The organism is Actinomadura livida, from assembly GCF_014648675.1.
GTDB lineage: Bacteria > Actinomycetota > Actinomycetes > Streptosporangiales > Streptosporangiaceae > Spirillospora > Spirillospora livida.
Genome location: NZ_BMRO01000002.1, coordinates 51,334 through 77,030, shown reverse-complemented (window position 1 = coordinate 77,030; position 25,697 = coordinate 51,334). Strand labels below are relative to the sequence as shown.

The following is a 25,697-nucleotide window of genomic DNA, read 5'->3' as shown; positions in this document are numbered from 1 at the left end:
AGGGTCGTTCCGACCATCCCGGCACCGCGGCGAGGCGGGCCACAGCGATTCCGTCCAACGGAAGAACCGCCCGTCAGCGGCCGTGCAGCGCGGTCTCCGGAGGGCGCAGCGCGCGGGGGGCGCCGAGCGCCCGGGAGATGCCGCGGGCGCTGGCGCGGACGACCGGTATCAGCGCCCGCGCGTCCCAGCCGTCGGACGGGACGACGATCGCGACGGCCGCGACGACGCCGTCGTCCGGGCCGAAGACGGGCGCCCCGACCGACAGCGCGAACGTCTCGACCTGGCCGTCGCTGACCGCGACGCCCGTCCGGCGGACCTCGGCGAGGACGCGCCGCAGCCGCGGCCCGGACGTGATCGTCTTGTCGGTGAAGCCGCGCAGGGGACCCGCGATCGCGCGCTCCTGGAGGGCGGTGTCGGCGTGCGCGAGCATCGCGAGGCCGACGCCCGTCGCGTGGGCGGGCCAGCGCCCCCCGACGCGGGACAGGACGTGCACGGCGTCGCGGGCGGAGATCCGCTCGATGTAGACGACCTCCAGGCCGTCCAGGACGGCGAGGTGGACGTTCTCGTGCGTCGCCTCGTAGAGGTCCTCCAGGAACGGCATCGCGGCCTCGCGCAGCGCGAAGCCCCGGGGCGCGAGCGCGGCGACCTCGAAGAGCCGCAGCCCGATCCGGTACAGGCCGCCGCCGTCGCGTTCCAGGGCGCCCCAGCGGGTCAGCTCGCCGACCAGCCGGTGCGCGGTGGACAGCGGCAGCCCGGCGCGGCGGGCGATCTGCGTGATGTTCAGCGCGGCGCTCTCGGCGGAGAACGCCTCCAGGATGTCCAGCACGCGGCTGGTGACGGTCGGGCGCCCGCCGCCCCGGGGCCCGGCGGACGCCGGCGGCTCGCGTGCCGTCATGGCATGCCGTGCTCCTCGCGCAGCCGCGCCTTGAGGATCTTCCCGGCGGCGTTGCGGGGGATCTCGCCGGCCAGCACCGCGGACTTGGGGATCTTGTAGCGGGCGAGCCGTCCGGCCAGCGCGCCGAGGACCTTGCCCGGGTCAACTTCCGCGCCGGGGCGCGGGACGATGACCGCCCGGCCGACCTCGCCCCACGTGTCGTCCGGGACGCCGATGACCGCGCAGTCCTGCACGCCGGGGTCGGCGAGGATCGCGTTCTCCACCTCGGCCGGGTACACGTTCTCGCCCCCGGAGATGATGACGTCCTTGATCCGGTCGACGATGTAGGCGTAGCCGTCCTCGTCGACGCGGGCGGCGTCGCCGCTGCGGAACCAGCCGCCGGCGAGGACCGCCGCGGTGTCTTCCGGACGGCCCCAGTAGCCGCGCATGACGTGCGGCCCCTGCACGACGACCTCACCGGTCTCGCCGGGCGACACGTCCGCCATGCCGGGACCGACCACGCGCACGTCGCTGAAGAAGTGCGGCACGCCGGCCGACCCGGCCTTGGACACCGCGTGCGCGGCGTCGAGGAAGAGCGCGCCCGGCGCGGCCTCGGTCATCCCGTAGCCCTGCAGGAACGTCAGGCCCCGGCTCTGGTACGTCTCGATCAGCGACGGCGGGACCGGCGCGCCGCCGCAGGTGAGGATGCGCAGGGAGGACAGGTCCGCGCCGGCCCAGCCCGGCTCCGCGGCGACCCGCTGGAACATCGTCGGCACCCCGAACATGAACGTGACCCGGTGCTCGGCGATCATATCGAGGGTCGCGGCGGGGTCGAACTCGGCGACCAGCACGCACGTCCCGCCCTTGAGCAGCACCGGCAGCGTCAGCATGTTGAGGCCGGCGGTGTGGAACAGCGGCGCGGAGACCAGCGCCACCTCCCCCGCCACCAGATCGTGGTCGATGAGGACGTTGACCGCGTTCCAGGTGATGTTGCCGTGGGTGAGCGTCGCGCCCTTGGGCCGCCCGGTCGTCCCGGACGTGTACATGATCATGCAGGGGTCGTCGAGCGCCACGGGAAGGTCGAGCGGCTCGTCCGGCGCGGCGTCGAGGAGCGCCTCGTACCCGCCCTCCCCCCGGTCGCCGACCGCGATCTCCGTGCGGGCGGACGCGTCGTCGCGGACGGCCTCCGCCAGCCCTGCGTGGGACGGCCCGTACACCAGTGCCGACGCGCCCGAATCGGCCAGCTGGTAGGCGATCTCGGGGGCGGTGAGCCGCGTGTTGACCGGGACGAAGACGCCGCCCGCCATGCCGGTCGCGAACAGCGTCTCCAGGAAGGACGGATGGTTGGGGCCGAGGTAGGCGACCCGGTCGCCCGGCCGGACGCCGAGGCCGCGCAGCGCGTGCGCCAGGCGCGCGACACGGCCGAGCAGGGCGGCGTAGGAGAGCGTCCGCCCCTGGTGGACCAGGGCGGCCGCCCGCGGGGTCTTGCGGGCGCGGCGGGCCGGCCAGGACCCGAGTCCTTCGTTGCGCATTCGGGCTGTCCTCTCCCGGAGGGATGGGCCTACGGGCGAAGTTAGGCGTATTCTTCACAGCGGTCAATCTTTTGCAGAAGATCTGTGCCGGGGCGCGGCGGCAGGTCCCGCCGCCGTCGTTACGCTGGCGGGATGACGGGAGCCGGAAGCGTGAACACGGGCAGCGCGGCGGGGCCGCGGGCGGCCGGTGAGCCGTACCCGAGGCTCCGGCCGCAGTCGCTGATGCTGACCTACCTCGGCAACTACGTCCTCGGCCGCGACATCGCGGTGTTCTCCGGCAGCTTCATCACGACCTTCGCGCGACTCGGCGTCGGCGAGCACGCCGTCCGGTCGACGCTGAGCCGCATGGTCGGCCGGGGCCTGCTCATGCGGCACCGCTCCGGCCGGCGCATGCACTTCGGGCTCACCCCCCGGTCGGAGGAGATCCTGCGGGACGGCGAGGACCGCGTCTGGCGGCACGGCGTGCTCAACGACGACTGGGACGGTACCTGGACGGTGCTGGCGTTCTCCATGCCCGAGTCGTGGCAGCGCGTCCGCCACGATCTGCGCGCCCGGCTCACCTGGGCCGGGTTCGGCTCGCTCGGCAACGGCACGTGGATCGCGCCGTCCCGGGTGGACGTCCGCCCGATCGTCGCCGGGCTCGGCCTGAACGGCCACCTCAAGGTCTTCGCCGGGGCCGCCGAGCAGCCCACGGACGTGGCCGGGATGCTGCGCGAGGCGTTCGACCTGGACGGCCTCGCCGACGGGTACCGCGCGTTCCTCGGCCGCTGGGACCGCCCCGACCCGCTGCCCGGCGCCCCCGACGACCTCGCCCGGCACCTGTGGCTGACCACCGAGTGGCTGCAGCTCGTCCGCGCCGACCCCCGGCTCCCCGTCCAGCACCTGCCCGCGGACTGGCCCGCCATCCGGGCGCAGCGGGTGGTGCGGGAGCTGCGCGACCGCTACGCGCCGCCCGCCCGGCGCCTCGCCGACGAGGCCATCGAGTTCATCCGCCTCCGCTGATCCGCCGGACGCCTCCCGCCGGCGGCCCGCATGACCCGCCCCGCCACGGGTAGGCGACCTGCCTGCGACAACGGAAGGTGATCGGCATGACCCTGGGAGCGGACGGACCGCCGGGCGCGGTCCCTCCCGAACCGCTGCGCGTCCGCAGCACCACCCGCAACTCCTGTCTCGTCGTGGAGGCCGAAGGGGAGCTCACCATCCTCACCTCTGACCAGCTGCGCGACCACGTCCTCGCCGACATGCGCCTGCTGGACGGGCCGCCGCGGGTCGTCATGGACGTCGGCGAGGTCGACTTCTGCGACTCCTCGGGCCTCAACGCGCTGATCGTCCTCTGGAAGAGCGCGCACCGCGCCGGGGGCGAGTTCGTGCTGGCGCGGCCGGAGCGGCGGTTCCGCACCATCCTCGAGCGCAGCGGCCTGGACCGCCACCTCATCGCCCACCCGACGCAGGACGAGGCGGTCGCCGCGCTGCACGGCCCCGGTCCGGGCTGACGGCCCCGCCTTGCCGCCCGATTCAGATGATGATACGGCTTTTGTATTAACGTCTCATGAGGGCGAGCCGCCATGGAAAGCCTCGACACCCGCACCTCCCCCGCGCCGGAACCGGCGGCGCGCCGCCCGGCGGGCGCGATCCCCGGGCCGTCCTCGCTCACCTGGCGCTACGCGGGCGACTGGCGCGGCGTGTTCACCAGCAGGTCGACGCTGCTGCTGCAGGTCGCGCACCCCGTCGTCGGCGCGGGCGTCGCCGACCACTCCGCCTTCGTGGAGGACCGCTGGGGGCGCCTGATGCGCACCCTGGAGTCGGCGAACGACTTCCTCGGGTACCGCGGCGAGGAGCGCGGCCGCACCGAGGCGGCCCGGCTGCGCGAGATCCACAAGGACATCAAGGGCGTCGACGCCGAAGGCCGCCGCTACCACGCGCTGAACCCCGAGGCGTACCTGTGGGTCCACGCCACCCTGTACCACGGCATGGTGCACACCCAGCGCGTGTTCGGACGCGCGCTGGAGCCCGCCGAGGAGAAGCGGCTCTTCCAGGAGTGGCGGGACCTCGCGCTCGCCCTCGGCATCACCGAACGCCACCTGCCGGAGGACCCCGCCGCCTTCCGCGACTACTTCGGCGACATGGTCGAGAACCGCCTCGAGAACAACTCCACCGTGGAACTGCTCATCGAACTCGACCGGAAGCCGCTGCCGCCGCCCCCGAAGTGGCCCCTGCCCAAGGCCGCATGGACGGGCATCGCGCTCCCCCCGTCCCGGGTGCTGCGGAGGACGGGCATCGCGACGCTCCCGCCCGTCCTGCGCGAGCGGTTCGGGCTGCCCTGGACGACCGCCGACCAGGTCCGCTTCGACGTGTTCGCGCGCAGCGTGCGCGCGGCGGGCGCCGCGACGCCCGAGCGGCTGCTCTACTCCCCCATCGCGGCCCGGGCCGCGCGCAGGGCCCGCCGCGCGCCGGGCGGCTAGAGTCGGCCGCACGATGACGAGCGACGACGAGCTCCTGCGCAGCCTGCTGACGGGCGGCCCGGAGAGCGAACCCCAGACCGACCGGATCCTGGACGCCGCGCTGCGGTCGTTCGAGACCTACGGGCCCCGCCGCACCACGATGGACGACGTCGCCCGCGAGTGCGGGCTCGGCCGCGCCACCATCTACCGCCGCTTCCCCACCAAGGGCGACCTGGTCACCGGCGTCCTGCTGCGGGAGGCGCGGCGCTTCTTCGCCGAGCTGGACGAGGCCGTCGCGGCCCTGCCGACCCTGGAGGAGCGGCTGATCGAGGGCTTCGCCGTCACGCTGCGGATCAGCCGGGAGCAGCGCCTGATGACCCGCCTCATGGTCGTCGAGCCGGAGCTGTTCCTCCCGCACGCGACGGTGCAGGCCGGCCCGCTGCTGGCGGCGGCCCGCGGCTACCTCGCCGGGCGCCTGCGCACCGCCCAGCGGGCCGGCGCCGCGCCGCCGCACGTCGACCCCGAGGTCGTCGCCGAGATCCTCATCCGCCTCACCCACTCCCTCATGCTGACCCCCGACGGGCACATCCCCCTCGACGACGAGGGCGCCCGGACCTTCGCGCGCCGCTACCTGCTGCCCATCATCCGCGACGCGACCCCCTAGCCGTCGCCGCCTGGAACAGGGGCGGGGAGGATGATCGTCAGAGTGGTGCCCTCACCGGGCGGGCTGTGCACGGTGACGTCGCCGCGGAGGGCGCGGACGCGGTCGGTCAGGCCGGCGAGGCCGCCGCGGGGGGACGGGACGGCGCCGCCCGCGCCGTCGTCGCGGACCTCGGCGGCGATGCGGTCCGGCCCGGGGCGGACGCTCAGCTCGATCGACCCGGCCCCCGCGTGCTTGACGGCGTTGGTGAGGGCCTCGCACAGGGCGAAGTACAGTGTCGACTCGATCTCCCGCGGGAACCGGCCGGCGGGGATGTCGAGCGAGACCGGGACGGGAGCCCGGGCCGCGACGAGCTCCATCGCCGGGGCCAGGCCGGCGTCGGCGAGGATCGCCGGATGCACGCCGCGGGCGAGGTCGTCCAGCTCGGCGACCGCCTCGGCCAGCTCGCGGCGGCAGATCCGCGCCTGCTCGCGCGCCTGCGGGTCGCCCGCCGCGGACTCCAGTTCCGCGAGCAGCCCCTCCAGTGCCCGGAGCCGCTGCTGGGCGCTGCGCTGCAGGTCGGCGGCGAGCCGCTCGCGCTCGGCCGCCTGGACGCGGACGAGCCGCTCCCCGGCCTCGCGGGCCTGTTCGAGGGTGGCCTGGGCCTCGGCCTCCAGCCGCGCGGTCTCCAGCGCGCGGCCCCCGGCGGTCAGCGCGGCCTCGACGAGCGGCTCGTGGTCGCGGAGCGCGACGTCGACGTCCACGACGGCCAGGGGCCTGCCGCCGGACGTCCTGACCTCGTGCCGCCACCGTCCCGGGGCCTCGCCGGGCGAGGTGTCGACCCGGCGGCCGGTCACGTCGACGTAGCCGCCGCCGGCCCACAGCCACAGCTCCAGGGTGCCGTCGCGCAGGACGCTGCGCAGGGCGTCGCGGACGTTCTCCACCGAGACGGGGTCGGTGAGGCGCTGCATCCGCTCGGCGACGGTCAGCTCGGCCAGCCGGGAGCGCAGCGCCGTGCCCAGGAAGGCCAGCGGCACGGTCGTGGCGAAGACCCCCTGGACGAGGTAGACGCCCATGACGTCCTCCAGCGCCACGCCGTGGTCGATGAGCGTCCCCTGGACGGCCAGGGCGCCGCTGACGCCGACCGTCACGGTCACCGCGACCGGGACGGTCAGCGCGCGGTCCAGCGGCCCGATCCGCGGCAGCCGCGCCACCAGGATGACCACCAGCCCGCCCGCCAGCCCGGCCGACACGGCCGTCAGCCCGCGCTGGACCGCCTGGAACGCCGCGAAGTCGGGCGCCACCGACGGCCAGGCCACCGCGGCGGCGAACCCGTTCCATTCGGGATGCGAGAAGGCGCACAGCAGGGCCTGGCCGCCGACCATGACCACGACGGCCGAGCCCGTCCACGCCCGGGCGGCGAACCCCTCCAGGCGCCCTCCCGGGTACATCAGGACGCCGATCCCGATCGCGGTGAAGAACACCGACTGGGCGAACACCGACACCACCGGGCCCACGCCGGCGTCCCAGGCGGCAGACCAGGTGACCGCCCACGCCGCCGCGGCGGCGACGAACGCCGCGCCCGTCCGGCGGCCGAGCCTTCCGGCGGCCAGCAGCCCGCCCGCGATCGCGAACCCGCCGCAGCAGGCGAGCGTCACCACGGCGGCCGCGGGCGCCCCGCGCCAGTACGGCCAGCCGCACGCCAGCGCGCCCGCCGCCACGGCCGCGCCGGCGAGCAGGGCGCGGCGGACCCGCGCGCCGAGCCACAGGGGCGGCCGCCAGGGAACGGGCCTCACCGCGGTCCCTTCGTGTCGTCCTGGGCAGGGCGTGCCGGTCCTCCGGGCCGGTCCTCCGGGCCGGTCCTCCGTGCTGGTCCTCGGTGCCGGGCCGATCTTCCGTGCCGTCCCGGGCGGGCTCCGTGGTTTCCCCGGATGCGCGCGGCGCGGCCGGGCCGGGAGCATGGGCGTATGCCGGGCGCGGCCCCGGGAAGGGCGGGCCCGGGACGCGTCCCGGTGGCACGCGGGACCGCCCACCGGAACGCTGACGCGGTCCGACCGGCACGGTCAGTGTTCCGCACCCGGAGCGCCGGACGCGAGGGCCCGTTACCCGATTGATGCCCGCGGGCTCAGCGCGCGTCCGCGGCGCGCAGCCAGGTGAGGACGGCGAGCACCCGCTTGTTGCTGTCCTGCGGCCCCGGCGGCCCGCCCGACGAGACGATCTTCAGCTTGGTGAAGATGGCCCGGACGTGGTCCTCGACGGTGCGGGCGGACAGGTGCAGCCGCTTGCCGATCCCCGCGTTGGAGTGCCCCTCGGCCATCAGCGCCAGCACCTCCCGCTCGCGCTCGGACAGCCGGGCCAGCTCGTGCTCCCGGTGCCGGGCCTCGACGAGCCTGCTCACGACGTCCGGGTCGATGACGACCTCGCCGCGCATCACCCGCTCCAGCGCGGACCGCAGGTTCTCCACGTCGGTGACGTGGTCCTTCAGCAGGTACCCGACGCCGCGCGGCTGGTCGCGGAACAGCTCCATCGCCTGCGGCGTCTCGTTGTAGGCCGACAGGACGAGCACGCCGGTGCCCGGGTGCCGGTCGAGGAGGCGCCGCGCGGCGACGACGCCCTCGTTGGTGTAGGTCGGCGGCATGTGCAGGTCGATGATCGCCACGTCGGGCGGGTCGCCCGCGACGCGGGTGACGAGCTCGTCACCGGAGGCGGCGGACACGACGACCTCGATGCCGACCGTGGTGAGCAGGGTGACCAGGGCCTGCCGGAAGATCCCGCTGTCCTCGGCCACGGCTACTCGCATGGCAGGTCCATCCTCACCGTCGTGCCCCGCCCGGGGCCGCCGTCGAATTCCACGTGCCCGCGCAGCGCCCGGAGCCGGCCGGACAGCCCCGGCAGGTCGGCGGGACCGGCGGCCGGGCCGCCCGCGCCGTCGCAGCTCACCTCCGCGACCAGCCGCCCGCCCTCGGCGCCGACGCGCACCAGCACCTCTGACGCACGCGCGCGCTCGACAGCGTACGACAGCGCCTCGCAAAGCGCAGAGTAAAGCGTGGACTCGATCTCGCGGGAGAACCGGCGGCCGGTGACGTCGAGCTTGACCCGGGTGCCGAGCCGTTCGGCGACGACCTCCAGCGCGGGGCCGAGGCCGTCCTGCGCGAGCAGCGCCGGCTGCACCTCGCGGGCCAGCGCCCGCAGCTCGCCGAGCGCCTCCACCAGCTCGGCGCGGCAGGTCCTGGCGTGCTCCTTGACCACGGGGTCGTCGGTCACGGCCTCCAGCGTGCCGAGCATCGCGCCGAGCGCCAGGAGCCGCTGCTGGGCCCCGTCGTGCAGGTCCCGGGCGAGCCGCTCGCGCTCCACGGTCTCGGCGCGGACGAGCCTGCGGTAGGCGGAGCGGACCTGCTCCAGCCCCGCGTGCACGCTGGCCTGCAGCCGCGCGGTCTCCAGCGCCCGGCCGCCGGCGACCAGCGCGGCCTCGACCAGGGACTCGTGGTAGCGGAGCGCGCCGCCGAGCTCCACGACGGCGAGCCTGTCCCCCGAGGCGCTGACCACCCGGTGCCGCCAGCGTCCCGCCTCGCCGCCCGGGTCGATGTCCCGCTCGAAATCCGGGTCGATGTCGGCCGGACGCCCACGGGTGTCGACGTAGGTCTCCTCCATCGGCGCCCAGAACCATAACTCCAGCGTCGGGTCGTGCAGGACGTCGCGCAGCGCGTCGCGGACCCGCTCGACCGACACCGGCGCGGTGAGCCGCAGCATCCGGCCCGCGACGGTCAGCTCGCCGATGCGCAGGCGCAGCCCGGACGCCAGCAGCGTCAGCGGCACGAGGACGACGACCGCGCCCTGGACCACGTAGACCTGGAGGAGGTCGTCCAGCGGGATCGACGCCTCCATGATCGGCTTCTGGGTCACCGCGGCGGAGATGCCGACGAACGCCAGCGCGCCGGTCACCGGGAGGGTGAGCAGGCGCCGCAGCCGTCCCATCCGCGGCAGCCGCAGGAGCAGCACGACGGCGAACGACAAGGCCAGCAGGAGATACAGCACCGCGGAGACCTGGAGCACGGTCTGGAACAGCTCGAAGTCGGGGAACGGCGCGGGCCACCACACCGACTCGCCGCGAAACGCGGCCCATTCCGGTTTGGACGTCACCCACAGCGCCGTCGGGCAGACCAGCAGGATCACGCATGCCGCGGCCGTCCAGATCCGGTCGACCGGGTACTCCAGCCGCCCGCTCGGATACATCAGGACGCCGACGCCCAGCGCGAGGTAGAACTCGGCCTGCGCGTACGGCGACATGATCGGGCCGATGCCCGCGTCCCAGCTCGCCGCCCAGTTGGCCGCCCAGCACACCGACGCGGTCAGGAACAGCAGGCCGGTGCGCCGCGTCCGTCCGCCCGTCGCGAGCAGGACGCCCACCACCGCGAGCCCGGCGCAGCTCACCAGCGTGATCGCCGCGGCCCCCGGATGGTCACGCCAGTACGGCCAGCCGGCGACGAGCGCCAGCCCCGCCACCGCGAGCCCGGCGGCGAGGGCGCGCCTCGTCTCCGCGCCGAACCACGCCGGCGACCTGCGTCTCCGGGGGGCGGAAATCACCACGACCACCCTCTCCATGCTCGGACCTGCGGACACGTCCTGCCACCGGAAACCCACGGTGCGGGGGTCCGTGGTTTCCCGGGGCCGGTACGGCCGTGCGGACGGCGGAACCGGCCGCACGGGCAGTTTCCCCGACCGTCCCGCCTGACCACGGGGGCGTTATCCGATCGATGCGGGACTTCCCCTTACCCGAACGGAATTCACATTGCCGGGAAACGGTCCCGGGAAACCCCGGGACCGTATCCGGGCTCACCTGGATTGCCGATTCGATTCACGAATGCAAGGATCGTTTTCGCTCGGCAGGGGCGCAAGGGGGGAAAGGGGCGCGGGGGAAATGAACGGTGAGACGGTGGTGGACGGGGGGCGGGCGGGGGTCCGCCGCCCCGTCCTCGTCGACGCGTCGGGGCCGAGGCTGCCGGTCCTGGACAGGGCGCGGCTCCGGCCGCGCTACCGCACCATCCTGGCGGTCGACATCGAAGGCTCGACGACGCGCACCGACCCGGTCAAGGCGGAGTTGCGCCACGTGCTCTACCGGTTGCTGGAGGAGGCGTTCAACCGCGCCGGAATCGTGCCGGGACACCGGGAGGAGTACGTCGACCGCGGCGACGGGGTGCTCGTTCTCATCCCGCCGCTGGACGAGGTGCCGAAAACGCTGCTGCTGCACCCGGTCATGCCGCTCCTGTCCGCCCTGCTGGCGGAATACAATGCGGAGCGGCTGATCGCCCCGGGCGGCGACCGCCGAATTCGCATTCGCGTCGTCCTGCACGCCGGAGAGGTGCACAATGACGGGCGCGGCAATTTCGGCGAGGCGCTCGACGTCGCCTTCCGGCTACTGGACTCGCCGGAGGCGAAGCTCGCGCTGCGGCGCACCGCCGCGCCGCTGGTCCTGGTCGTGTCCGACGACATCTACCAGTCGATCGTGCGGCACGGCTACGAGGGCATCCGGGCGGAGTCGTACGTCCCGCTCGTCCGGCTGCGGGTCACCGGCCGGAGCCACCGGGGCTGGGTCCACAGCGGCACCGCGCTGGCGCCCGCCGCGCCGCCCGGCCTCGCCGCGCGGACGCGGCGCCTGCTGCACCGGCGCGCCGGCTGACGGTCAGCGCCGGCGGCCGACGCCCGCGAGGGTGAAGGTCCGCTCCGGATGCTCGACCGGGGGTCCGTACGGGTCGGGCCGCCACTGCGGCGTGTAGGTGAGGCCCGGTTCGAGGAGGTCGAAGGATCCGACGATGTCGAGGATCTCGGCGCGGCTGCGGCCCCAGAAGTGGCCGCTGGTCGGCTTGAACACCTTGCCGACGCCCTCGCCCGACTCCGGCTCCGGGTCCTGGGTGATGTGCGTGAACACCAGGTGGCTGCCGGGCGGCAGCGCGTCGTGCAGGCGCCGGACGGCCGCGGCGGCCTCGGCGTCGTCGTCGATGAAGTGCAGGACGCGGTCGAGCACGCACGCCACCGGCCGCTCGAAGTCGATGAGCGCGCGGACCTCCGGGGCGCGGGTCACGGTCTCGGGGCGCAGCGGGTCGCAGCTCGCCACCGCCGTGCGCGGCGTCCTGGCGAGCAGGGCCCGCGCGTGCACCAGCACGACCGGGTCGCCGTCGGCGAACACGACCGCCGCGTCCGGCGCCACCTCGGTGGCGACCTCGCGGACGTTCCCGCGGGCGGGCAGCTTGCTGCCGATGTCGATGAACTGGCGGACCCCCTCGCAGGCGAGGAGGCGGACCGCGCGGCCGATGAAGGCGTGGTTCTCCCGTGCCGCCAGCCGCGCCTCGGGGATGAGCTCGATCAGCTGCTCGGCCACCTCGCGGTCGGCGGCGTAGTTGTCCTTGCCGCCGAGCAGGTAGTCGTAGATCCGCGCCGTGTTGGGCGTCGTCAGATCGACCTCGGCGGGAGGCCACCTCTCATCGGCCATCGCTGCTCCACTCGTCCCCGGAGCACCGATGGTCTCACGGAGACCGGACGAATCGCCCGCGGGGGCGCGTATCTCAGTCCGGCGGCAGCGGGACGGACATGCCCTGATCACGGCCGAGGAGCACCGCGCGGGTGATCGCCGACGGCCCGAACCGGCCACGGACGCCGTCGACCGCGGCGTCCACCTCCCCCGCCCACGGGACCCCGTCCAGCGGGAGCGCGAGCTGCACGGCCCGGTCGTCGCGCAGGTCGCCGAGCGAGAGGCCGATCAGGGTGAGCCCGCGGCTCGCGATCAGCGGCCCGGCGGCGGCGAGCAGGCCGCGCGCCACGTCCAGGATCCGCGGCGTCTCGGCGGTCGCCTGCGGCAGCGTCCGCGAGCGCGTGGCCCGCGCGAAGTCGCCGAACCGCAGCCGGAGCGTGACCGTCCGGCACAGCCGCCGCGCCGCGCGCAGCCGGCCCCCGAGGCGGTCGGCCAGGCCGACGAGCATGGCGTCCAGCTCCTCCGGCGACCGGGCGCGGCGCCCCAGCGCCCGCTGCGCGCCCATCGACCGGCGCCGGACACCGGTGCGCACCGGGCGCGGGTCGCGGTTGCGGGCCAGGTCGTGCAGGTGGCCGCCGGCGCCGGGGCCGAGCAGCGACACGAGCGTGCTCTCCGGCATGTCGGCGACGTCCCCGACCGTCGTGACGCCGTACCGGGCGAGCCGGGCGGCGGTCGCGCGGCCGACGCCCCACAGGCTCCGCACCGGCAGCGGGCGCAGGAACTCCATCTCCCCTTCGGGCGGCACCACCAGCAGCCCGTCGGGCTTGGCGACACCGCTGGCGACCTTGGCGAGGAACTTGGTGCGCGCCACCCCGACCGTGATCGGCAGCCCGACCTCCTCGGCGACCTCCCGCCGCAGCCGCACCGCGACGTCCGCGGGCGGCGTCCGCAGCCCGTCCACGTCGAGGAACGCCTCGTCGATCGACAGCCCCTCCACCAGCGGCGTCGTGGCGCGGAAGACGGCGAACACCGCCTTGCTCGCCTCGGCGTAGGCGCTCATCCGGGGCTTGACGACGACCGCCCGCGGGCAGAGCCGCCGCGCCGTCCCGCCGCTCATCGCGGTCCGCACACCGTGCGCCTTGGCCTCGTAGCTGGCCGCCAGCACCACCCCCGACCCGACGATCACCGGCCGCCCGCGCAGCCCGGGATCGTCACGCTGCTCGACCGACGCGTAGAACGCGTCCAGGTCGGCATGCAAGATCACAGCACCACCCGACACGAACATATGTTCGCATAGTCCGCGTCCGTTCGCCCTTGCGGGGCCTGCGGCGGGGTGGCTCCGCCGCAGGCCCCGAAGGGGGTCACTCGTTGAAGAGGCGGCCGTAGTCCGCCATCGCCAGGGCGATGTCGGCCTGGGCCCAGAAGCGGTGGTAGGTGAACACCGGGGGTGTGGAGGTCTCGCCGTTGGCGTAGGCCCACACGCGGTCGAAATCGGGGTCGTCCTCGTAGAAGGAGCGGATGGACATGAACGTCGAGTTCGAGTTGATCGGGTCGCCGTTCGGCATGGTGCCGGTCCAGCCCGGCGGGATGTAGACCGGGTCGTTGACGCGGTCGTAGTCGCCCTTCGTCTCCTCGACGGTGACGCCCTTGCCGTCGGTGTGCCGCCACAGGGCGTCGAGGAGGTCCTTGGCGGTCTGCCTGGCGGCCTCGTCGCCGGACCTGGCCGCGTAGTACGTCAGGGTCTTGGCGTACGCGGCGGTGACGCCGACGTCGTCGGTGTGGTCCTCGACGGAGACGTGCAGGCCGGTGTTCGCCGACGGCATGCCGCTCGCGGACGACCAGTCGGCGTCGGGCGTCCCGGACCACCGCAGCGTGGACGGGATCTGGATGGCGCCCGTGGCCGGGTCCACCGTCGTCTCCGACAGCGCCCAGTCGACCCACTTGTCGAGGATCGCCTCGGCATCGGCGTTGCCGGTGACCTGGTACAGCTCGGCGACCCGCTCCATCGACCACGCCTGGAAGCCGAACCACTGGTTGCTCGGCGGGTCGTGGTAGACGGGCTGCCAGTCGTAGGCCATGCCGAAGAAGGTCGTCAGGTTCGAGGGCGGCGTGCTGTAGCTGCCCTCCCAGCTGTTCGCGACCCCGCCCGCGATGGCGCCCTCGGCGGACTGCAGCCACTTGTAGAGCTGCAGCTGCCGGGTGAGGCTGGTCTCCCAGTCGGCCTTCGCCGTCGCGCCCCGCGGGGCGAGCGCCGGGTCGTTCACCAGCGCCCAGGCGGCGAAGGGGTTCTGGTAGCCGAAGTGCGAGGCGCCGTCGCCGATGCGCCACGCCCAGCCGGCGCCGGAGTCCAGCGCACCGCCCCACGCGTAGTACCACGACAGGAGGTAGTGGGCGCTGCTCTTGCCGGTCCCGCCGGGGCAGGACGAGGCGGGGTGGCAGTCGCCGATCTCCTTGAAGTACTTGTCGAAGAACGCGTACCGGAGGTAGTCGCCCAGCTTGCCCGCCTTGGCGACGGTGGCCGAGACCTCGCCGGCCTTGCCCTGCTCGCCGGCCCAGACGTTGGCCCAGTACGCGGCCTGGATGGCGCGGGCGTCGGCGTCGGGCGCGTTGGTGAACTTCCACTGCTCGGCGTAGGAGTCGTCCTCGATGAACAGGTCGAGGAAGCCGTTGGGGCCGCCGTACTCGAACCTGTCGCACGTCGGCTGCGGGACGGTCTCGAACACCGATTCCTGCGAGCCGCGCTGGTAGGTGTTGATGTAGGACGGGCCGTCGGCGCCGGGCCCTTCTTCACAGCCGCCGCCCGGCGTGTTGCCGTAGCCGTAGACGTTGTCCACGTCCTGCAGCCAGTGCATGCCGTAGACGTCGTCGGTGCCGTACGCGGCCTCCAGTTCCGACGCGATCGGGTCCTGGCCGGTGGGGACGCTGTCGTCGATCGGACTCGGGTAGTCACTCGGGTCGGGATGCTCGGCGGCGTACGTGGCGGGCGAGGACGGGTCGTAGAACGAGTTCGTCGGCTGGTCCTCGCTGGTCGGGATCATGTACCTCTCCATCAGCGACCAGGAGTCGTTGAACGGCTGCCAGTTCTGCGTGACCTTGCCGTACATGGCCTCCAGCCAGATGAGGTAGCTGTACGCCTCCGACGTCGTCTGGTGCCCGTGGTCCGGGGCCTCGATCAGGAACGTCTCGACCGAGTGGTACGGGATGCCCTCGGGGCTGAAGTAGCCGTTCGCCGGGTCCTTGATCTTGTTGTACTGGTCGAGGAACCGCTGCGTGTAGGTGCCGCCGCCGGTCTCGACCTGCGTCGCCGTCACCTCGGCGGCCGCGTGGCCGGGCGCGGTGGAGGTGAACGTGGCGGTGCCGGTCCCGGTGTCGTTCGCGGTGATCTCCACGTTGCGGGCGGTGGACCAGTTCTGCGGCGTGAACGTGAGCGTGCCGCCGCCGGTGACCGACAGGCCGCTGTTGCCCGCGGTGCGGGTCGTCGTCACGGTCACGTCGCCGGACGGGGCCTCCGACAGCCGGACGCCGAACGTGGCGGTCGAGCCCTGCGCGACGGTCAGCGCGGCCGGGCTCGCCACGACGCTCGCCTCGGCGGTCACCGTGATGCCCACCGGGGTGGACTCGCCGGTCGCGCCGTTGCTGTCGGTCGCCCTTGCGTAGACCGAGTGGGCGCCGGCCTCGGACGGCGTCCAGTTCAGGCTGTATGGGGCGGTGGTGTCGGCCGCGCCCAGGCTCCCGTCCTGGTTGAAGAACTCGACCTTGGCGATGGACGCGCCGTCTGCGGCCTGGGCGGTCGCCGCCAGCGGCACCGAGGCGCCCACCGAGTACGTCGCACCGGCGGACGGGCTGGTCAGTGCCACGGTCGGCGCGGGCGCGGTCTCGTTGCAGCGCGTGCCGTTGAGGGTGAACACGGTGGGTTCGGCGTTCGTGCCGCTGTAGCTGAACTGCGCGCCCACGTTGACGGTCGCGCCCGTGCCCAGTGACCCGTTCCAGCTCTCGTTCGTGACGGTGATCTCCGAGCCGGACTGGGACCATCTGCCCGACCAGCCGCTGGTCAGCCGCTGGTTCCCCGAGTAGGAGTAGGTCAGCTCCCAGCCGTTGAGTGGGTCGCCCTGGTTGGTGATGTCGATGCTCGCCGTGAAGCCGCTGCCCCAGTCGTTGGCCGTGTAGGCGACCTTGCAGGACGCCGCGGCGGCCTGCGCGGGCACCACGGCGCCCAGGCCGCCGAAGAGCAGCGTCAGCACGGCGCCCGCGGCGGTGAGCGCGCGCCATCGTTGTCGTCTTCTCACCTGTGTTCCTTCCTGTAGAGCCCGTTCTCCGGGCACGGCGGGCTCCGCCACCGGCGGAGTCCGGTGGCGGTGCGGAGAGAGGCGGGACGAGCGGCCCGCGTCAGCCCGGGGTCGTCAGCCGGACTCCCGGATGATCAGCTTGGTGCGCAGCACGACGGCGCGCTCGCCGGCGGGCCGGCCCCCGGTGCAGGCCCGCAGCTCGCGGGCCAGCCGGGCACCGAGGTCCTCGGCCGGCTGCTGGACGGTCGTCAGCCGGGGCCGCACCTGCCGGGCGACCGGGGCGTCGTCGAACCCGACGACGGCCACGTCGTCGGGGACGCGGCGCCCCGCGCGGCGCAGCGCGCTGAGGGCGCCCACGGCCATCTGGTCGGACGCGGCGAGCACGGCGTCGACGTCCGGCCGCCGTTCCAGCAGCCGGCGCATCGCCCGCTCGCCGGACAGCCGCCCGAAGTCGCCCTGGCAGACGAGCCCGTTGACGCCCATGCCGGCCTCCTGTGCGGCGAGCCGGTAGCCGGCCAGCCGGTCCACGCCCGCGCCCATGTCGGGGGGCCCGGCGATCGTGCCGATGCGGCGCCGCCCGGAGGCGAGCAGGTGCCGGACGGCGGCCTGCGCACCGCCCAGGTTGTCGACGTCGACGTACGGGAGCGCGACGTCCTCCAGGGGCCGGCCGGCCAGCACGACCGGGGCGCCCGCGGCCGCCTGCACCAGCGGCGCGAGATGGTCGCGGCGGGCGCCGAGGAGCAGCACGCCCTCGGCCTGCCCGCCGCGCAGGTAGCCGGTGGTCGCCCGCCACTCCTCCGCCCGGCCGGCCATGAGGACGACGAGCGGCGCGCGCCCGGCGAGCTCGCGCCGCACGCCCCACAGCAGGCGCGCGAAGTAGGGGTCGCCGAGGACGCGGCAGCCGTCCTCGCACACGACGGCGGCGATCGTCCCGGAGGAGACGCGGTCGGGGGAGCCCGCCCGGCGGCGGACGTAGCCGAGCCGCTCGACGGCGGCCTCGACCTGGAGCCGGGCGGCCCGGCTCACCCGGGCGGATCCGTTGAGCACGCGGGACGCGGTCGCCGGGGAGACTCCGGCGAGCTGGGCGACGTGCGCGAGGGTCGGGGGGCGGGCGGGGAGGACGGGGTGGACGGGTTCTTCGGTGGGGTGGGTGAGGGTCACGCTTTGGCACTCCCTTCGGGGGTTCCCGGCCTTGCGAGGGGGTGGGGCCGGGTCGGGGAGTAGTGGGAGCGCTCCCAAGAATCCGTTCGGACGCGCGCCCTGTCAAGGGCCGCCGGGACACGGGTTCGCCGCCGCCGCGCGCGCACCCTCACCGCGTGCGCGAGGACCCCGTGAAAGTTCGTGAAAGGAATGGAACAGGTCTTCCCCACCCGCGCCAGACCGTTCTACGTTCACCGTCAGTCCAGGAGTGGGAGCGCTCCCAAGCCGATCGCACCGATGTGAGAGCGGAGATCCGATGAGATCGCTCACCCCCCGCACCGCCGCGGTGGCCGCGCTGGCCGGGGCCCTCCTCACGGCGGGCTCGCTGGTCACCGGCGCCGGCCAGGCCCTCGGCACCGCGCAAGCCGCGGTCGCCTGCGAGGTCGACTACACCACCAACGACTGGGGAACCGGGTTCACGGCCGCTCTCACGATCACCAACCTGGGACCGTCCGTGGACGCGTGGACGCTGACCTACGCCTACGGCGGGAACCAGCGGCTCGCGAACGGCTGGAACGGCCGGTGGTCCCAGTCCGGCGGCACGGTCACCGTCACCAACGAGAGCTGGAACGGCTCCCTCGCGACCGGCGCGGCGGTCCAGGTCGGGGCGCAGTTCACCTACAGCGGGACGAACACCGCCCCGTCCGGCTTCACCCTGAACGGCGCGGCCTGCGGCGGCGAACCGACCGATCCGCCCACCGACCCGCCGACAGACCCGCCCGACGGGACGGCCCCCGAGCTGAGCGTCTCGGGCAACAGGCTCGTGGACGCCGGCGGCGACACCGTCCGGCTCCGCGGGGTCAACAGGTCCGGCGGGGAGTTCGCCTGCGTGCAGGGCTACGCCTTCTGGGACGGCCCGATGGACGCCGCGTCGGTCGCCGCCATCAGGAGCTGGAACGTCAACGCGGTCCGGGTGCCGCTCAACTCCGACTGCTGGCTGGGGCTGGAGAACGTCGATCCCGCCTACCGCGGCACCGCGTACCAGAACGCGGTCAAGGACTACGTCGCCCTTCTCAAGGAGAACGGCATCACGCCGATCCTGGAGCTGCACTGGAGCCGCGGCCTGTGGACGGGTTACGACAGCCACTGCGAGACGGCGGCGGCCGAGTGCCTCAAGCCCATGCCGGACGCCCAGTACGCGCCCGAGTTCTGGAGGCAGCTGGCCAATGCGTTCAAGGGTGACAGGGCCGTGGTCTTCGACCTGTTCAACGAGCCGTACCCGAACAACCTCCAGGTCATGGACTACGAGCAGGCGTGGCAGTGCTGGCGGGACGGCGGGGACGCCTGCCCCGGCCTGACCTTCGAGGCGGCCGGGATGCAGGACCTGCTCGACGCCGTCCGCGGCACCGGCGCCGCCAACGTCGTCCTGGCCGGCGGCAACAGCTACAGCAACGACCTCAGCCGGTGGCTCGCGATGAAGCCGTCCGACCCGACCGGGAACCTCGCGGCGTCCTGGCACTCCTACAACTTCAACTACTGCAGCGACGAGGCCTGCTGGGACGAGCAGATCGCGCCCGTCGCCGCGCAGGTCCCGCTCGTCGCCGGCGAGTTCGGCGAGAACACCTGCGCCCACGGCTACGCCGACAGGCTGATGGCCTGGCTCGACGCGCACGGCGGGTCCTACCTCGGCTGGACGTGGAACACGTGGGACTGCTCCAGCGGCCCCTCCCTGATCAGCTCCTACGACGGCACCCCGACCCCGTACGGCGCCGGGCTCCGCGACCACCTGCTCGCCGCCCCCTGACCCCCACTGGCACGACGCCCACCCCCACCAGAGGAGGAAACCGGATGAAACACCCCCCAGCGCGCAGGAGCCGCGGCGCCCGCCGCGGCCTCGCGGCCGCATCGGCCGCACTCCTGCTCGCCTCAGGCACGGTCGCGCTGGCCCAGACCCAGGCCAGCGCGGCCGCCGGGTGCAGAGTCGACTACACCACCAACGACTGGGGCAGCGGCTTCACCGCCAACGTCGCGGTCACCAACCTCGGCGACCCGATCACCGGCGGCTGGACGCTGGAGTGGGACTTCCCCGGGAACCAGCGGGTGACGTCCGGCTGGAACGGGACGTTCTCGCAGTCGGGCGCGCACGTCACCGTGACGAACCCGAGCTGGAGCAGCACGCTCGGCACCGGCGCGTCCGTCACCCCCGGGTTCCAGGCGACCTACTCCGGCAGCAACGCGGCCCCCGCCCGGTTCACGCTGAACGGGACCGTCTGCGACGGGACGACGGGCCCGACCGACCCGCCGACGACGGATCCGCCCACCGATCCGCCGGGTGACCGCGTCGACAACCCGTACGCCGGCGCAGATGTGTACGTGAACCCCGAGTGGTCGGCCAACGCCGCCTCCGAACCGGGCGGCTCCGCCGTCGCCGACGAGCCGACCGGCGTCTGGATGGACCGCATCGCGGCGATCGAGGGCGCCAGCGGCCGGATGGGCCTGCGCGACCACCTGGACGAGGCGGTCGACCAGGGCGCCGACACGATCCAGGTCGTGGTCTACAACCTGCCCGGACGCGACTGCGCCGCGCTCGCGTCCAACGGCGAGCTCGGCCCGGACGAGATCGACAGGTACAAGGCGGAGTTCATCGACCCGATCGCGGAGATCCTCGGCGACGACGCGTACGCCGGCCTGCGGATCGTCACGGTCGTGGAGATCGACTCGCTGCCGAACCTGGTCACCAACGTGGGCACCGGGGACGTCGCGACCGAGAACTGCAACGAGATGCTGGAGAACGGCAACTACCAGAAGGGCATCGCCTACGCGCTGCAGAAGCTCGGCGCCATCCCGAACGTCTACAACTACATCGACATCGGCCACCACGGCTGGCTCGGCTGGGACGACAACTTCTCCTCCTCCGCCGACCTGCTCACCGAGGTCGCCCAGCAGTCCGGCTCACTGGGCAACGTGGCCGGGTTCATCACCAACACGGCCAACTACGGGGCGCTGAAGGAGCCCCACTTCACCATCGACGACTCGGTCGGCGGCACGTCCGTCCGGCAGTCCTCGTGGGTCGACTGGAACCGCTACGTGGACGAGCTGTCGTACGCGCAGGCGTACCGGCAGGAGCTCATCGGCAACGGGTTCGACCAGGGCATCGGCATGCTCATCGACACCAGCCGCAACGGCTGGGGCGGCTCCGAGCGCCCGGCGGGCCCCGGCCCGACGACGGACGTGGACGCCTATGTCGACGGCGGCCGGACCGACCGGCGCATCCACCTCGGCAACTGGTGCAACCAGTCCGGGGCGGGCCTCGGCGAGCGGCCGACCGCGAACCCCGAGCCGGGCATCGACGCCTACGTGTGGATCAAGCCGCCCGGCGAGTCGGACGGGGCGAGCGAGGAGATCCCGAACGAGGAGGGCAAGGGCTTCGACGAGATGTGCGACCCCGCCTACGGGGGCAACCCGCGCAACGGCAACAACCCGAGCGGCGCCCTGCCGGACGCGCCGATCTCCGGGCACTGGTTCTCCGCGCAGTTCCGTGAGCTGCTCGCGAACGCCTACCCGCCCGTGCAGTAGCAGGTAGCCGGCCACCCAGGGAAACGGCCCCGTGATCCGCTCCGGTCACGGGGCCTCTCCCTGTCCGGGCCGGGATCGGCCGCCCGTCCCCCTTCGCGGCCTGCCGGGAAAAGGGAGCGGCCCGCGGCATCCCCTGTCGGATGCCGCGGGCCACATTCTCTTGTCTTCGGGAGCTTCCGTCTTCGGGAGCCCGGTCCTGGAGCAGTTCCCTTTCAGCGGTGCCGGTAAAACAGCGGCCGGCGGATCAGGTGGTCATGCAGTGCGGGTCGAGGCCGGCCGCCGCGCCGGACGTGTTCACCGTGAACCCGAACGTGGTGGACTGGCCGACCCCCAGCGCGCCGTTCCAGCCGGCGTTGGTGACGGTGAGGTCGGATCCGGACTGGGTGTAGGTGCCGTTCCAGAGGCTTCCGATCGTCTGCCCGCTGGGGAGGGTGATGTGGGCCATCCAGCCGTTGATCGGGAGCGTGCCGGTGTTGGTGACCGTGACCTCGCCCTGGTAGCCGCCGCCCCAGCTGTTGACGGAGCGGAAGGCCGCCGTGCAGACCATGCCCGGGGTGTCCGGCGGATCGGTGGGCGGGTCCGTCGGCGGGTCGGTGGGGTCGCCGTTGCCGGGGCCGACCCCGGTGACCTCGCCGTTGCCGCCGTCGAAGACGACGTCGGAGCAGCTGTAGAAGGTCTCCCGGCTGTCGGAGCGCTCCCACACCGTGTAGATGATGTGGCGGCCGCTCTTGCCGGACGGGAGCCGCGCGTTCCAGTGGTAGTAGGCGTTCTCGTTGCCGGGCGACCCGACGCTGGGCGGGTCGGTGGCGCTGTAGAAGGGCTGCGCTTCGAGGTCGCTCCAGGCGAGCGGCCGCGTCGGGCTCCAGGAGTCCTTGGTGATGTAGGTACGGAACGTTCCCGGGTGCGCGGCCCACTTGTTGTACCGGAACTCGATGTCCGCGCCGGCCGTGAGGTGCGTGACGGGCCAGTCGTTGCGGGCCAGGTCGTAGCCGCTGAAGTCGTACACGACCGCGCCGCCGCTGCAGAGCTCCCCGTCGGGGATGAAGCCCTCGGTGCGGCCCTCGCCGTCCGAGCGCAGCACCGCGAACCAGTTGTACAGCGAGCTGGTGCCGCTCTGCGCGACGGCCGCGGCGCAGGCGGGGTTGTTCGGGATGATCTGCCCGGTCTGGGTCAGGCCGTCCTTCCAGCACAGGTAGGTGCGGCTGCCGGGCACCATCGGCGCGCCGTGCGCGGCCGCCTGCGGCGCGGTCAGCAGCGACCCGGCCACGATCGCCGGGCCGAGGACGGCGCCGGCCAGCAGGGCCTTGTTCTTCCTGGCGGCCCGCTTGCCGGCGGCCCGCCTCCGGAGGGCCGGTCTTCGCGAGGTCGCTCTTCGGGGGGTTCGTGTCCGGGTCGACATCGTCCTCCGTTCACGGGGGTCGGAGAGATAGGTCCACCCGGACGCTAACCCCGGCCGGTGAGGCCGGTGAACAGCCTTTTCACCCTTTCACCGCCGTGTTTCCGCACGCCCGCGCGTGCCGGGCGGCCCCGGTCCTCAGCCCTTGGTGGCGCCCGCGGTGAGACCTCCGATCAGCTGGCGCTCGGCCACGGCGTAGAACAGCAGGGCGGGGATCATCGCCAGCACGATGTAGGCCATGACCATGGCGTAGTCCGTCGAGTACTGCCCCTGGAACTGCTGGATGCCGACGGGGATCGTGTGCCACTTCTCGTCGGCCAGCACCAGCAGCGGCAGGAAGAAGTTGTTCCAGCTCGTCACGATGGCGAGGACGGACACGGTGCCGATGGCGGGCCGCGCCATCGGCAGCAGGATGCGCCAGAAGAAGCCGAACCTGGTGCAGCCGTCCATGATCGCCGCCTCCTCCAGCTCGGCCGGGATCGTCCGGAAGAAGGAGCGGAGGATGATGATCGTGATGGGCAGCGCGAACGCGGCCTGCGGCAGGATCACGCCGAGGGGGTTGTTCAGCAGCCCGAACTGGCGCAGCAGGACGAACAGCGGCAGCACCGCCACCGCCGGCGGGAACATCAGCCCCGCCGCGAACGCCGTGAAGAAGACCTCGCGGCCGCGGAAGGCGTAGCGGGCGAACGCGAACGCCGCCAGCGCCGACACCGCGACCGTGATCGCCGTGGTGAGGACGGCGATCATGACGCTGTTGCCGACCTGCTGCCAGAAGGCGCCGGACGACAGGACGGTGCCGTAGTTGGAGAACATCCACTCGTCCGGCAGCCCGATCGGGTTGGTGGTGAGGGCGCCCGTGGTCTTGAGGCCGGCCAGCACCGCGTACAGCAGCGGGACGACGATGAACGAGCCGAGTACCCAGACCAGCGTGTGCCGGGAGATGCTCCGCGCGATCGCCTGGCGGGTCATCGGCGGCCTCCCGCGGAGGTGACCGCGCCCTGCAGGTCGCGGCTGAGCGCGTAGCGCTGGTACAGCAGGGAGAAGACCATGCTGATCACGAACATGGCCACGCTGATCGCGCTGGCGTAGCCCATCTGGTACCGCTTGAACCCGAACTCGTACATGGTGACGGCCATCGTCTCCGTTGCATGCGTCGGCCCGCCCGTCGTGGTGACCCACACGAGGTCGAACAGCTGGATCGTGCCGATGACGGACAGGAACACGCTGATCCGCAGGGTCGGTGCCAGCAGCGGCAGCGTCACGCTGCGGAACCGCCGCCAGGCCCCCGCCCCGTCGATGGACGCGGCCTCCAGGACCTCCTTCGGGATGCCCTGCAGCCCGGCGAGGTAGATCATCATGTGGAAGCCGAAGTACTTCCACGTCATGACGGCGATCAGCGTGGGCAGCGCGGTGTCGGGGTCGGAGAACCACTTGCCGGCGAGGCCGCCGAGCAGCGGCAGGTCCTCGACGAGGGTGTCGGCGAGCCCGTTGCCCGGCAGGAAGATGATGCCGAACAGGACGCCCGCGATCACCTCGGACAGGATGAAGGGCGCGAAGAAGATCGCCCGGTAGACCGCCCGGCCGCGCATCCGCTGGTTCAGCAGCACCGCGGTCGCGAGGGCCAGCGGGAGCTGGAGGACCAGGGTGAGCACGACCAGCAGGAAGCCGCGCCACAGGTCGCCGCGGAAGACCTCGTCGCCGGCCAGGCCCCGGAAGTTGTCCAGGCCGACGAAGTCGTCGGGGAAGCCGAAGCCGCCCCACTTGAAGAAGCTGGTGAAGAAGGCGACGAGGATCGGCGTCAGGACGAAGCAGAGGAACAGCAGCAGCGCGGGGACGAGGAACCAGGTGCTCGCCAGCCAGCCGCGCAGCCGGGTGCCCGCGGACGCCTTGGGGCCCCGCTCGCGCGGGGCCCGTGCAGCGTGCCGCGGCCGGTCATCGGTCGTGGCGGACAGGGTCATTGGCTCTTGGCCACCTTGGTGACCGCCTGCGTGACCTCCTGGGCCGACTTCTTGCCCGCGATGAGCGAGGCGACGCTGTCATTGACCTCCTGGCCGACGGCGGGCGGGAACGCCTGGTCCAGGTAGAGCTGGAAGCCGGCCGAGGTGTTCAGCGCCTCGGCGACCATCTTGCGGTTCGGGTCGTCCAGCGCGCTCTCGGCGCCCTTGACGACCGGCATGGACGCGCCCGAGGTCACCTGCTCGCGCTCGTTCGCCTCGTTCATGAAGAAGGTGAGGAAGTCCAGGGCCTCCTTCGGCGCGTCCTTGCTGACCGCGAAGCCGTTGCCGCCGCCGAACACGTCGGTCACGGCGCCCGGCCCGCCCTCGACGGTCGGGAACGGGAACCAGCCGAGGTCGTCGCCCAGCTCGTTGCCGGACGCGTCCACCTGGACGGCGGGCGCCCACTGGCCCATCAGCTCCATGGCCGCCTTGCCGGCGCCCATGGTCGCGGCCTGCCCGCCGGGCGTGTCGTAGCCGGCGTTCTGGAACCCCTGCTGGAAGGGCTGCAGGTCGGACAGCTCCTTCAGCTTCTCACCGGCCTGGACGAACGGGGCGCCGCTGAAGTCGTTGCTCTGTGCGGCCTGCTCCATCGCCTGCATGCCGCCGATGCGCATCGCGAGGTAGGACCAGTAGTAGTGGCCGGGCCACTTGTCCTTGCCGCCGAGCGCGATGGGTGTGACGCCGGCGTCCTTGAGCTTGCGGACGGCGTCCATGAACTCGGCCCAGGTCTTCGGCGGCCCGTCGATCCCGGCCTTCTCGAAGTGCTTCTTGTTGTACCAGAAGCCGACCATCCCCATGTCGTAGGGGACGGCGTAGGTCTTGCCGTCGAACTGGTACGGCTTCTTGGAGACGTCGGTCATGGTCCCGAGGACCTTGGACCCGTCGGAGGTGATGTCCTTGACCAGCCCGGCGTCGATCTGCTGCTTCAGGACGCCGCCGCCCCAGGTCACGTAGATGTCGGGCAGGTCGCCGGAGGCGACGAGCGCGGTCATCTTCGACTTGAACGCCTCGTTCTCCAGGTTGGTGGTCTTGACGGTGACGTTCGGGTTCTGCGCCTCGAACGCCTTGACGATCTTCGGGTACAGGCTCTGCGACGGCTCCGTCGTCGCGATGTTCATCCATTCGATCGTGACCTTGCCGCCCGACCCGGAGTCGTCCCCGCCGCAGGCGGCCAGCATGGGCGCGGCCGTGATCAGCACGGCTCCCGCGGAGACTGCGGTGAGGAAGGAACGGCGCGGTAGGTGAGGGATGCCCATGGTGGTCTCCTGGATCGGGGGTGGAGGCCGGTGGCCTGGACGTGCCGACCGGATCGATCTCGGCTCGAAATATTTCGAAAGTCTTCGGGGCTC

20 protein-coding genes are annotated in these 25,697 nt (G+C 73.0%); 7 read left to right on the top strand and 13 right to left on the bottom strand.

What is annotated here, in order from left to right; all coding sequences use genetic code 11:
• Positions 1-73: 73 nt before the first annotated feature.
• On the bottom strand, positions 74-895 hold the full coding sequence (locus tag IEZ03_RS03665) for an IclR family transcriptional regulator (RefSeq protein ID WP_184884068.1): 822 nt from the start codon (positions 893-895) through the stop codon (positions 74-76).
• Positions 892-2,406: an acyl-CoA synthetase gene (locus IEZ03_RS03660; protein ID WP_184884066.1), complete on the bottom strand. Its 1,515-nt coding sequence runs from the start codon at positions 2,404-2,406 to the stop codon at positions 892-894. Before IEZ03_RS03660 ends, IEZ03_RS03665 begins: the two co-directional genes overlap by 4 nt.
• A gap of 132 nt (positions 2,407-2,538) precedes the next feature.
• On the opposite strand from IEZ03_RS03660, the gene IEZ03_RS03655 reads away from it, so the two are divergent.
• The 4 genes from IEZ03_RS03655 to IEZ03_RS03640 all read left to right on the top strand — a co-directional run bounded on the left by IEZ03_RS03655 (position 2,539) and on the right by IEZ03_RS03640 (position 5,511).
• Complete coding sequence (locus IEZ03_RS03655) at positions 2,539-3,408, top strand: PaaX family transcriptional regulator (RefSeq protein WP_229807987.1); 870 nt, start codon at positions 2,539-2,541, stop codon at positions 3,406-3,408.
• A gap of 86 nt (positions 3,409-3,494) precedes the next feature.
• Positions 3,495-3,899 carry an STAS domain-containing protein gene (locus IEZ03_RS03650; protein ID WP_184884064.1) on the top strand — a complete coding sequence of 135 codons (405 nt, stop codon included), beginning with the start codon at positions 3,495-3,497 and terminating at the stop codon, positions 3,897-3,899.
• A gap of 72 nt (positions 3,900-3,971) precedes the next feature.
• Positions 3,972-4,868: an oxygenase MpaB family protein gene (locus IEZ03_RS03645; protein ID WP_184884062.1), complete on the top strand. Its 897-nt coding sequence runs from the start codon at positions 3,972-3,974 to the stop codon at positions 4,866-4,868.
• 13 nt (positions 4,869-4,881) lie between these two features.
• Positions 4,882-5,511, top strand: a complete 630-nt coding sequence (locus tag IEZ03_RS03640) for a TetR/AcrR family transcriptional regulator (RefSeq protein ID WP_184884060.1) — start codon at positions 4,882-4,884, stop codon at positions 5,509-5,511.
• Here IEZ03_RS03640 and IEZ03_RS03635 read toward each other — a convergent pair.
• From IEZ03_RS03635 to IEZ03_RS03625, 3 genes are all read right to left on the bottom strand, one after another.
• Complete coding sequence (locus IEZ03_RS03635) at positions 5,508-7,283, bottom strand: sensor histidine kinase (protein ID WP_184884058.1); 1,776 nt, start codon at positions 7,281-7,283, stop codon at positions 5,508-5,510. The genes IEZ03_RS03640 and IEZ03_RS03635 overlap by 4 nt on opposite strands.
• Before the next feature lie 329 nt (positions 7,284-7,612).
• Entirely contained in the window at positions 7,613-8,287 is a 675-nt protein-coding gene (locus tag IEZ03_RS03630; RefSeq protein ID WP_184884056.1) for a response regulator transcription factor, read from the bottom strand.
• The gene (locus tag IEZ03_RS03625; protein WP_184884054.1) at positions 8,278-10,089 is read right to left on the bottom strand and encodes a sensor histidine kinase; all 1,812 of its coding nucleotides are present in this window, start codon (positions 10,087-10,089) and stop codon (positions 8,278-8,280) included. The genes IEZ03_RS03630 and IEZ03_RS03625 overlap by 10 nt, the downstream gene beginning before the upstream one ends.
• 316 nt (positions 10,090-10,405) lie before the next feature.
• Between IEZ03_RS03625 and IEZ03_RS03620 the strand changes: the two genes are divergently transcribed.
• Positions 10,406-11,164, top strand: coding sequence for a nucleotidyl cyclase domain-containing protein (locus tag IEZ03_RS03620; protein WP_221480706.1), 759 nt, complete (start codon positions 10,406-10,408; stop codon positions 11,162-11,164).
• Positions 11,165-11,167: 3 nt separating this feature from the next.
• Here the strand turns inward: IEZ03_RS03620 and IEZ03_RS03615 are convergent, their stop codons facing one another.
• The 4 genes from IEZ03_RS03615 to IEZ03_RS03600 form a co-directional block, all read right to left on the bottom strand.
• On the bottom strand, positions 11,168-11,974 hold the full coding sequence (locus IEZ03_RS03615; protein WP_184884052.1) for an SAM-dependent methyltransferase: 807 nt from the start codon (positions 11,972-11,974) through the stop codon (positions 11,168-11,170).
• A 73-nt stretch (positions 11,975-12,047) separates the two neighbouring features.
• Entirely contained in the window at positions 12,048-13,238 is a 1,191-nt protein-coding gene (gene dinB / locus IEZ03_RS03610; RefSeq protein ID WP_184884050.1) for a DNA polymerase IV, read from the bottom strand.
• A gap of 76 nt (positions 13,239-13,314) precedes the next feature.
• Positions 13,315-16,239 (bottom strand): glycoside hydrolase family 48 protein, encoded by a 2,925-nt coding sequence (locus IEZ03_RS03605; protein ID WP_184884048.1) that lies wholly within the window; start codon positions 16,237-16,239, stop codon positions 13,315-13,317.
• A gap of 114 nt (positions 16,240-16,353) precedes the next feature.
• Positions 16,354-17,400 carry a LacI family DNA-binding transcriptional regulator gene (locus IEZ03_RS03600; protein ID WP_184884047.1) on the bottom strand — a complete coding sequence of 349 codons (1,047 nt, stop codon included), beginning with the start codon at positions 17,398-17,400 and terminating at the stop codon, positions 16,354-16,356.
• Positions 17,401-17,695: 295 nt separating this feature from the next.
• Here IEZ03_RS03600 and IEZ03_RS03595 point away from each other — a divergent pair, with 295 nt between their 5' ends.
• Positions 17,696-19,183, top strand: coding sequence for a cellulase family glycosylhydrolase (locus IEZ03_RS03595; protein WP_184884045.1), 1,488 nt, complete (start codon positions 17,696-17,698; stop codon positions 19,181-19,183).
• 44 nt (positions 19,184-19,227) lie between these two features.
• A complete protein-coding gene (locus IEZ03_RS03590) occupies positions 19,228-20,955 on the top strand; it encodes a glycoside hydrolase family 6 protein (RefSeq protein ID WP_184884043.1) in 1,728 nt (575 codons plus the stop codon).
• 244 nt (positions 20,956-21,199) lie between these two features.
• On the opposite strand, the gene IEZ03_RS03585 is transcribed toward IEZ03_RS03590, so the two are convergent.
• The 4 genes from IEZ03_RS03585 to IEZ03_RS03570 form a co-directional block, all read right to left on the bottom strand.
• Entirely contained in the window at positions 21,200-22,354 is a 1,155-nt protein-coding gene (locus IEZ03_RS03585; RefSeq protein ID WP_184884041.1) for a lytic polysaccharide monooxygenase auxiliary activity family 9 protein, read from the bottom strand.
• Positions 22,355-22,489: 135 nt separating this feature from the next.
• The gene (locus IEZ03_RS03580) at positions 22,490-23,320 is read right to left on the bottom strand and encodes a carbohydrate ABC transporter permease (protein WP_184884038.1); all 831 of its coding nucleotides are present in this window, start codon (positions 23,318-23,320) and stop codon (positions 22,490-22,492) included.
• Entirely contained in the window at positions 23,317-24,309 is a 993-nt protein-coding gene (locus tag IEZ03_RS03575) for a carbohydrate ABC transporter permease (RefSeq protein ID WP_184884036.1), read from the bottom strand. Before IEZ03_RS03575 ends, IEZ03_RS03580 begins: the two co-directional genes overlap by 4 nt.
• Positions 24,306-25,604: an extracellular solute-binding protein gene (locus tag IEZ03_RS03570; protein WP_184884034.1), complete on the bottom strand. Its 1,299-nt coding sequence runs from the start codon at positions 25,602-25,604 to the stop codon at positions 24,306-24,308. Before IEZ03_RS03570 ends, IEZ03_RS03575 begins: the two co-directional genes overlap by 4 nt.
• Positions 25,605-25,697: the final 93 nt, after the last annotated feature.

Coding starts and splice junctions, on each gene's coding strand:
- IEZ03_RS03665 (WP_184884068.1), bottom strand. CDS start 895: ATGACGGCACGCGAGCCGCCGGCGTCCGCCGGGCCCCGGGGCGGCGGG.
- IEZ03_RS03660 (WP_184884066.1), bottom strand. CDS start 2,406: ATGCGCAACGAAGGACTCGGGTCCTGGCCGGCCCGCCGCGCCCGCAAG.
- IEZ03_RS03655 (WP_229807987.1), top strand. CDS start 2,539: ATGACGGGAGCCGGAAGCGTGAACACGGGCAGCGCGGCGGGGCCGCGG.
- IEZ03_RS03650 (WP_184884064.1), top strand. CDS start 3,495: ATGACCCTGGGAGCGGACGGACCGCCGGGCGCGGTCCCTCCCGAACCG.
- IEZ03_RS03645 (WP_184884062.1), top strand. CDS start 3,972: ATGGAAAGCCTCGACACCCGCACCTCCCCCGCGCCGGAACCGGCGGCG.
- IEZ03_RS03640 (WP_184884060.1), top strand. CDS start 4,882: ATGACGAGCGACGACGAGCTCCTGCGCAGCCTGCTGACGGGCGGCCCG.
- IEZ03_RS03630 (WP_184884056.1), bottom strand. CDS start 8,287: ATGCGAGTAGCCGTGGCCGAGGACAGCGGGATCTTCCGGCAGGCCCTG.
- IEZ03_RS03625 (WP_184884054.1), bottom strand. CDS start 10,089: ATGGAGAGGGTGGTCGTGGTGATTTCCGCCCCCCGGAGACGCAGGTCG.
- IEZ03_RS03620 (WP_221480706.1), top strand. CDS start 10,406: ATGAACGGTGAGACGGTGGTGGACGGGGGGCGGGCGGGGGTCCGCCGC.
- IEZ03_RS03615 (WP_184884052.1), bottom strand. CDS start 11,974: ATGGCCGATGAGAGGTGGCCTCCCGCCGAGGTCGATCTGACGACGCCC.
- dinB (WP_184884050.1), bottom strand. CDS start 13,238: ATGTTCGTGTCGGGTGGTGCTGTGATCTTGCATGCCGACCTGGACGCG.
- IEZ03_RS03595 (WP_184884045.1), top strand. CDS start 17,696: ATGAGATCGCTCACCCCCCGCACCGCCGCGGTGGCCGCGCTGGCCGGG.
- IEZ03_RS03590 (WP_184884043.1), top strand. CDS start 19,228: ATGAAACACCCCCCAGCGCGCAGGAGCCGCGGCGCCCGCCGCGGCCTC.
- IEZ03_RS03585 (WP_184884041.1), bottom strand. CDS start 22,354: ATGTCGACCCGGACACGAACCCCCCGAAGAGCGACCTCGCGAAGACCG.
- IEZ03_RS03580 (WP_184884038.1), bottom strand. CDS start 23,320: ATGACCCGCCAGGCGATCGCGCGGAGCATCTCCCGGCACACGCTGGTC.
- IEZ03_RS03575 (WP_184884036.1), bottom strand. CDS start 24,309: ATGACCCTGTCCGCCACGACCGATGACCGGCCGCGGCACGCTGCACGG.
- IEZ03_RS03570 (WP_184884034.1), bottom strand. CDS start 25,604: ATGGGCATCCCTCACCTACCGCGCCGTTCCTTCCTCACCGCAGTCTCC.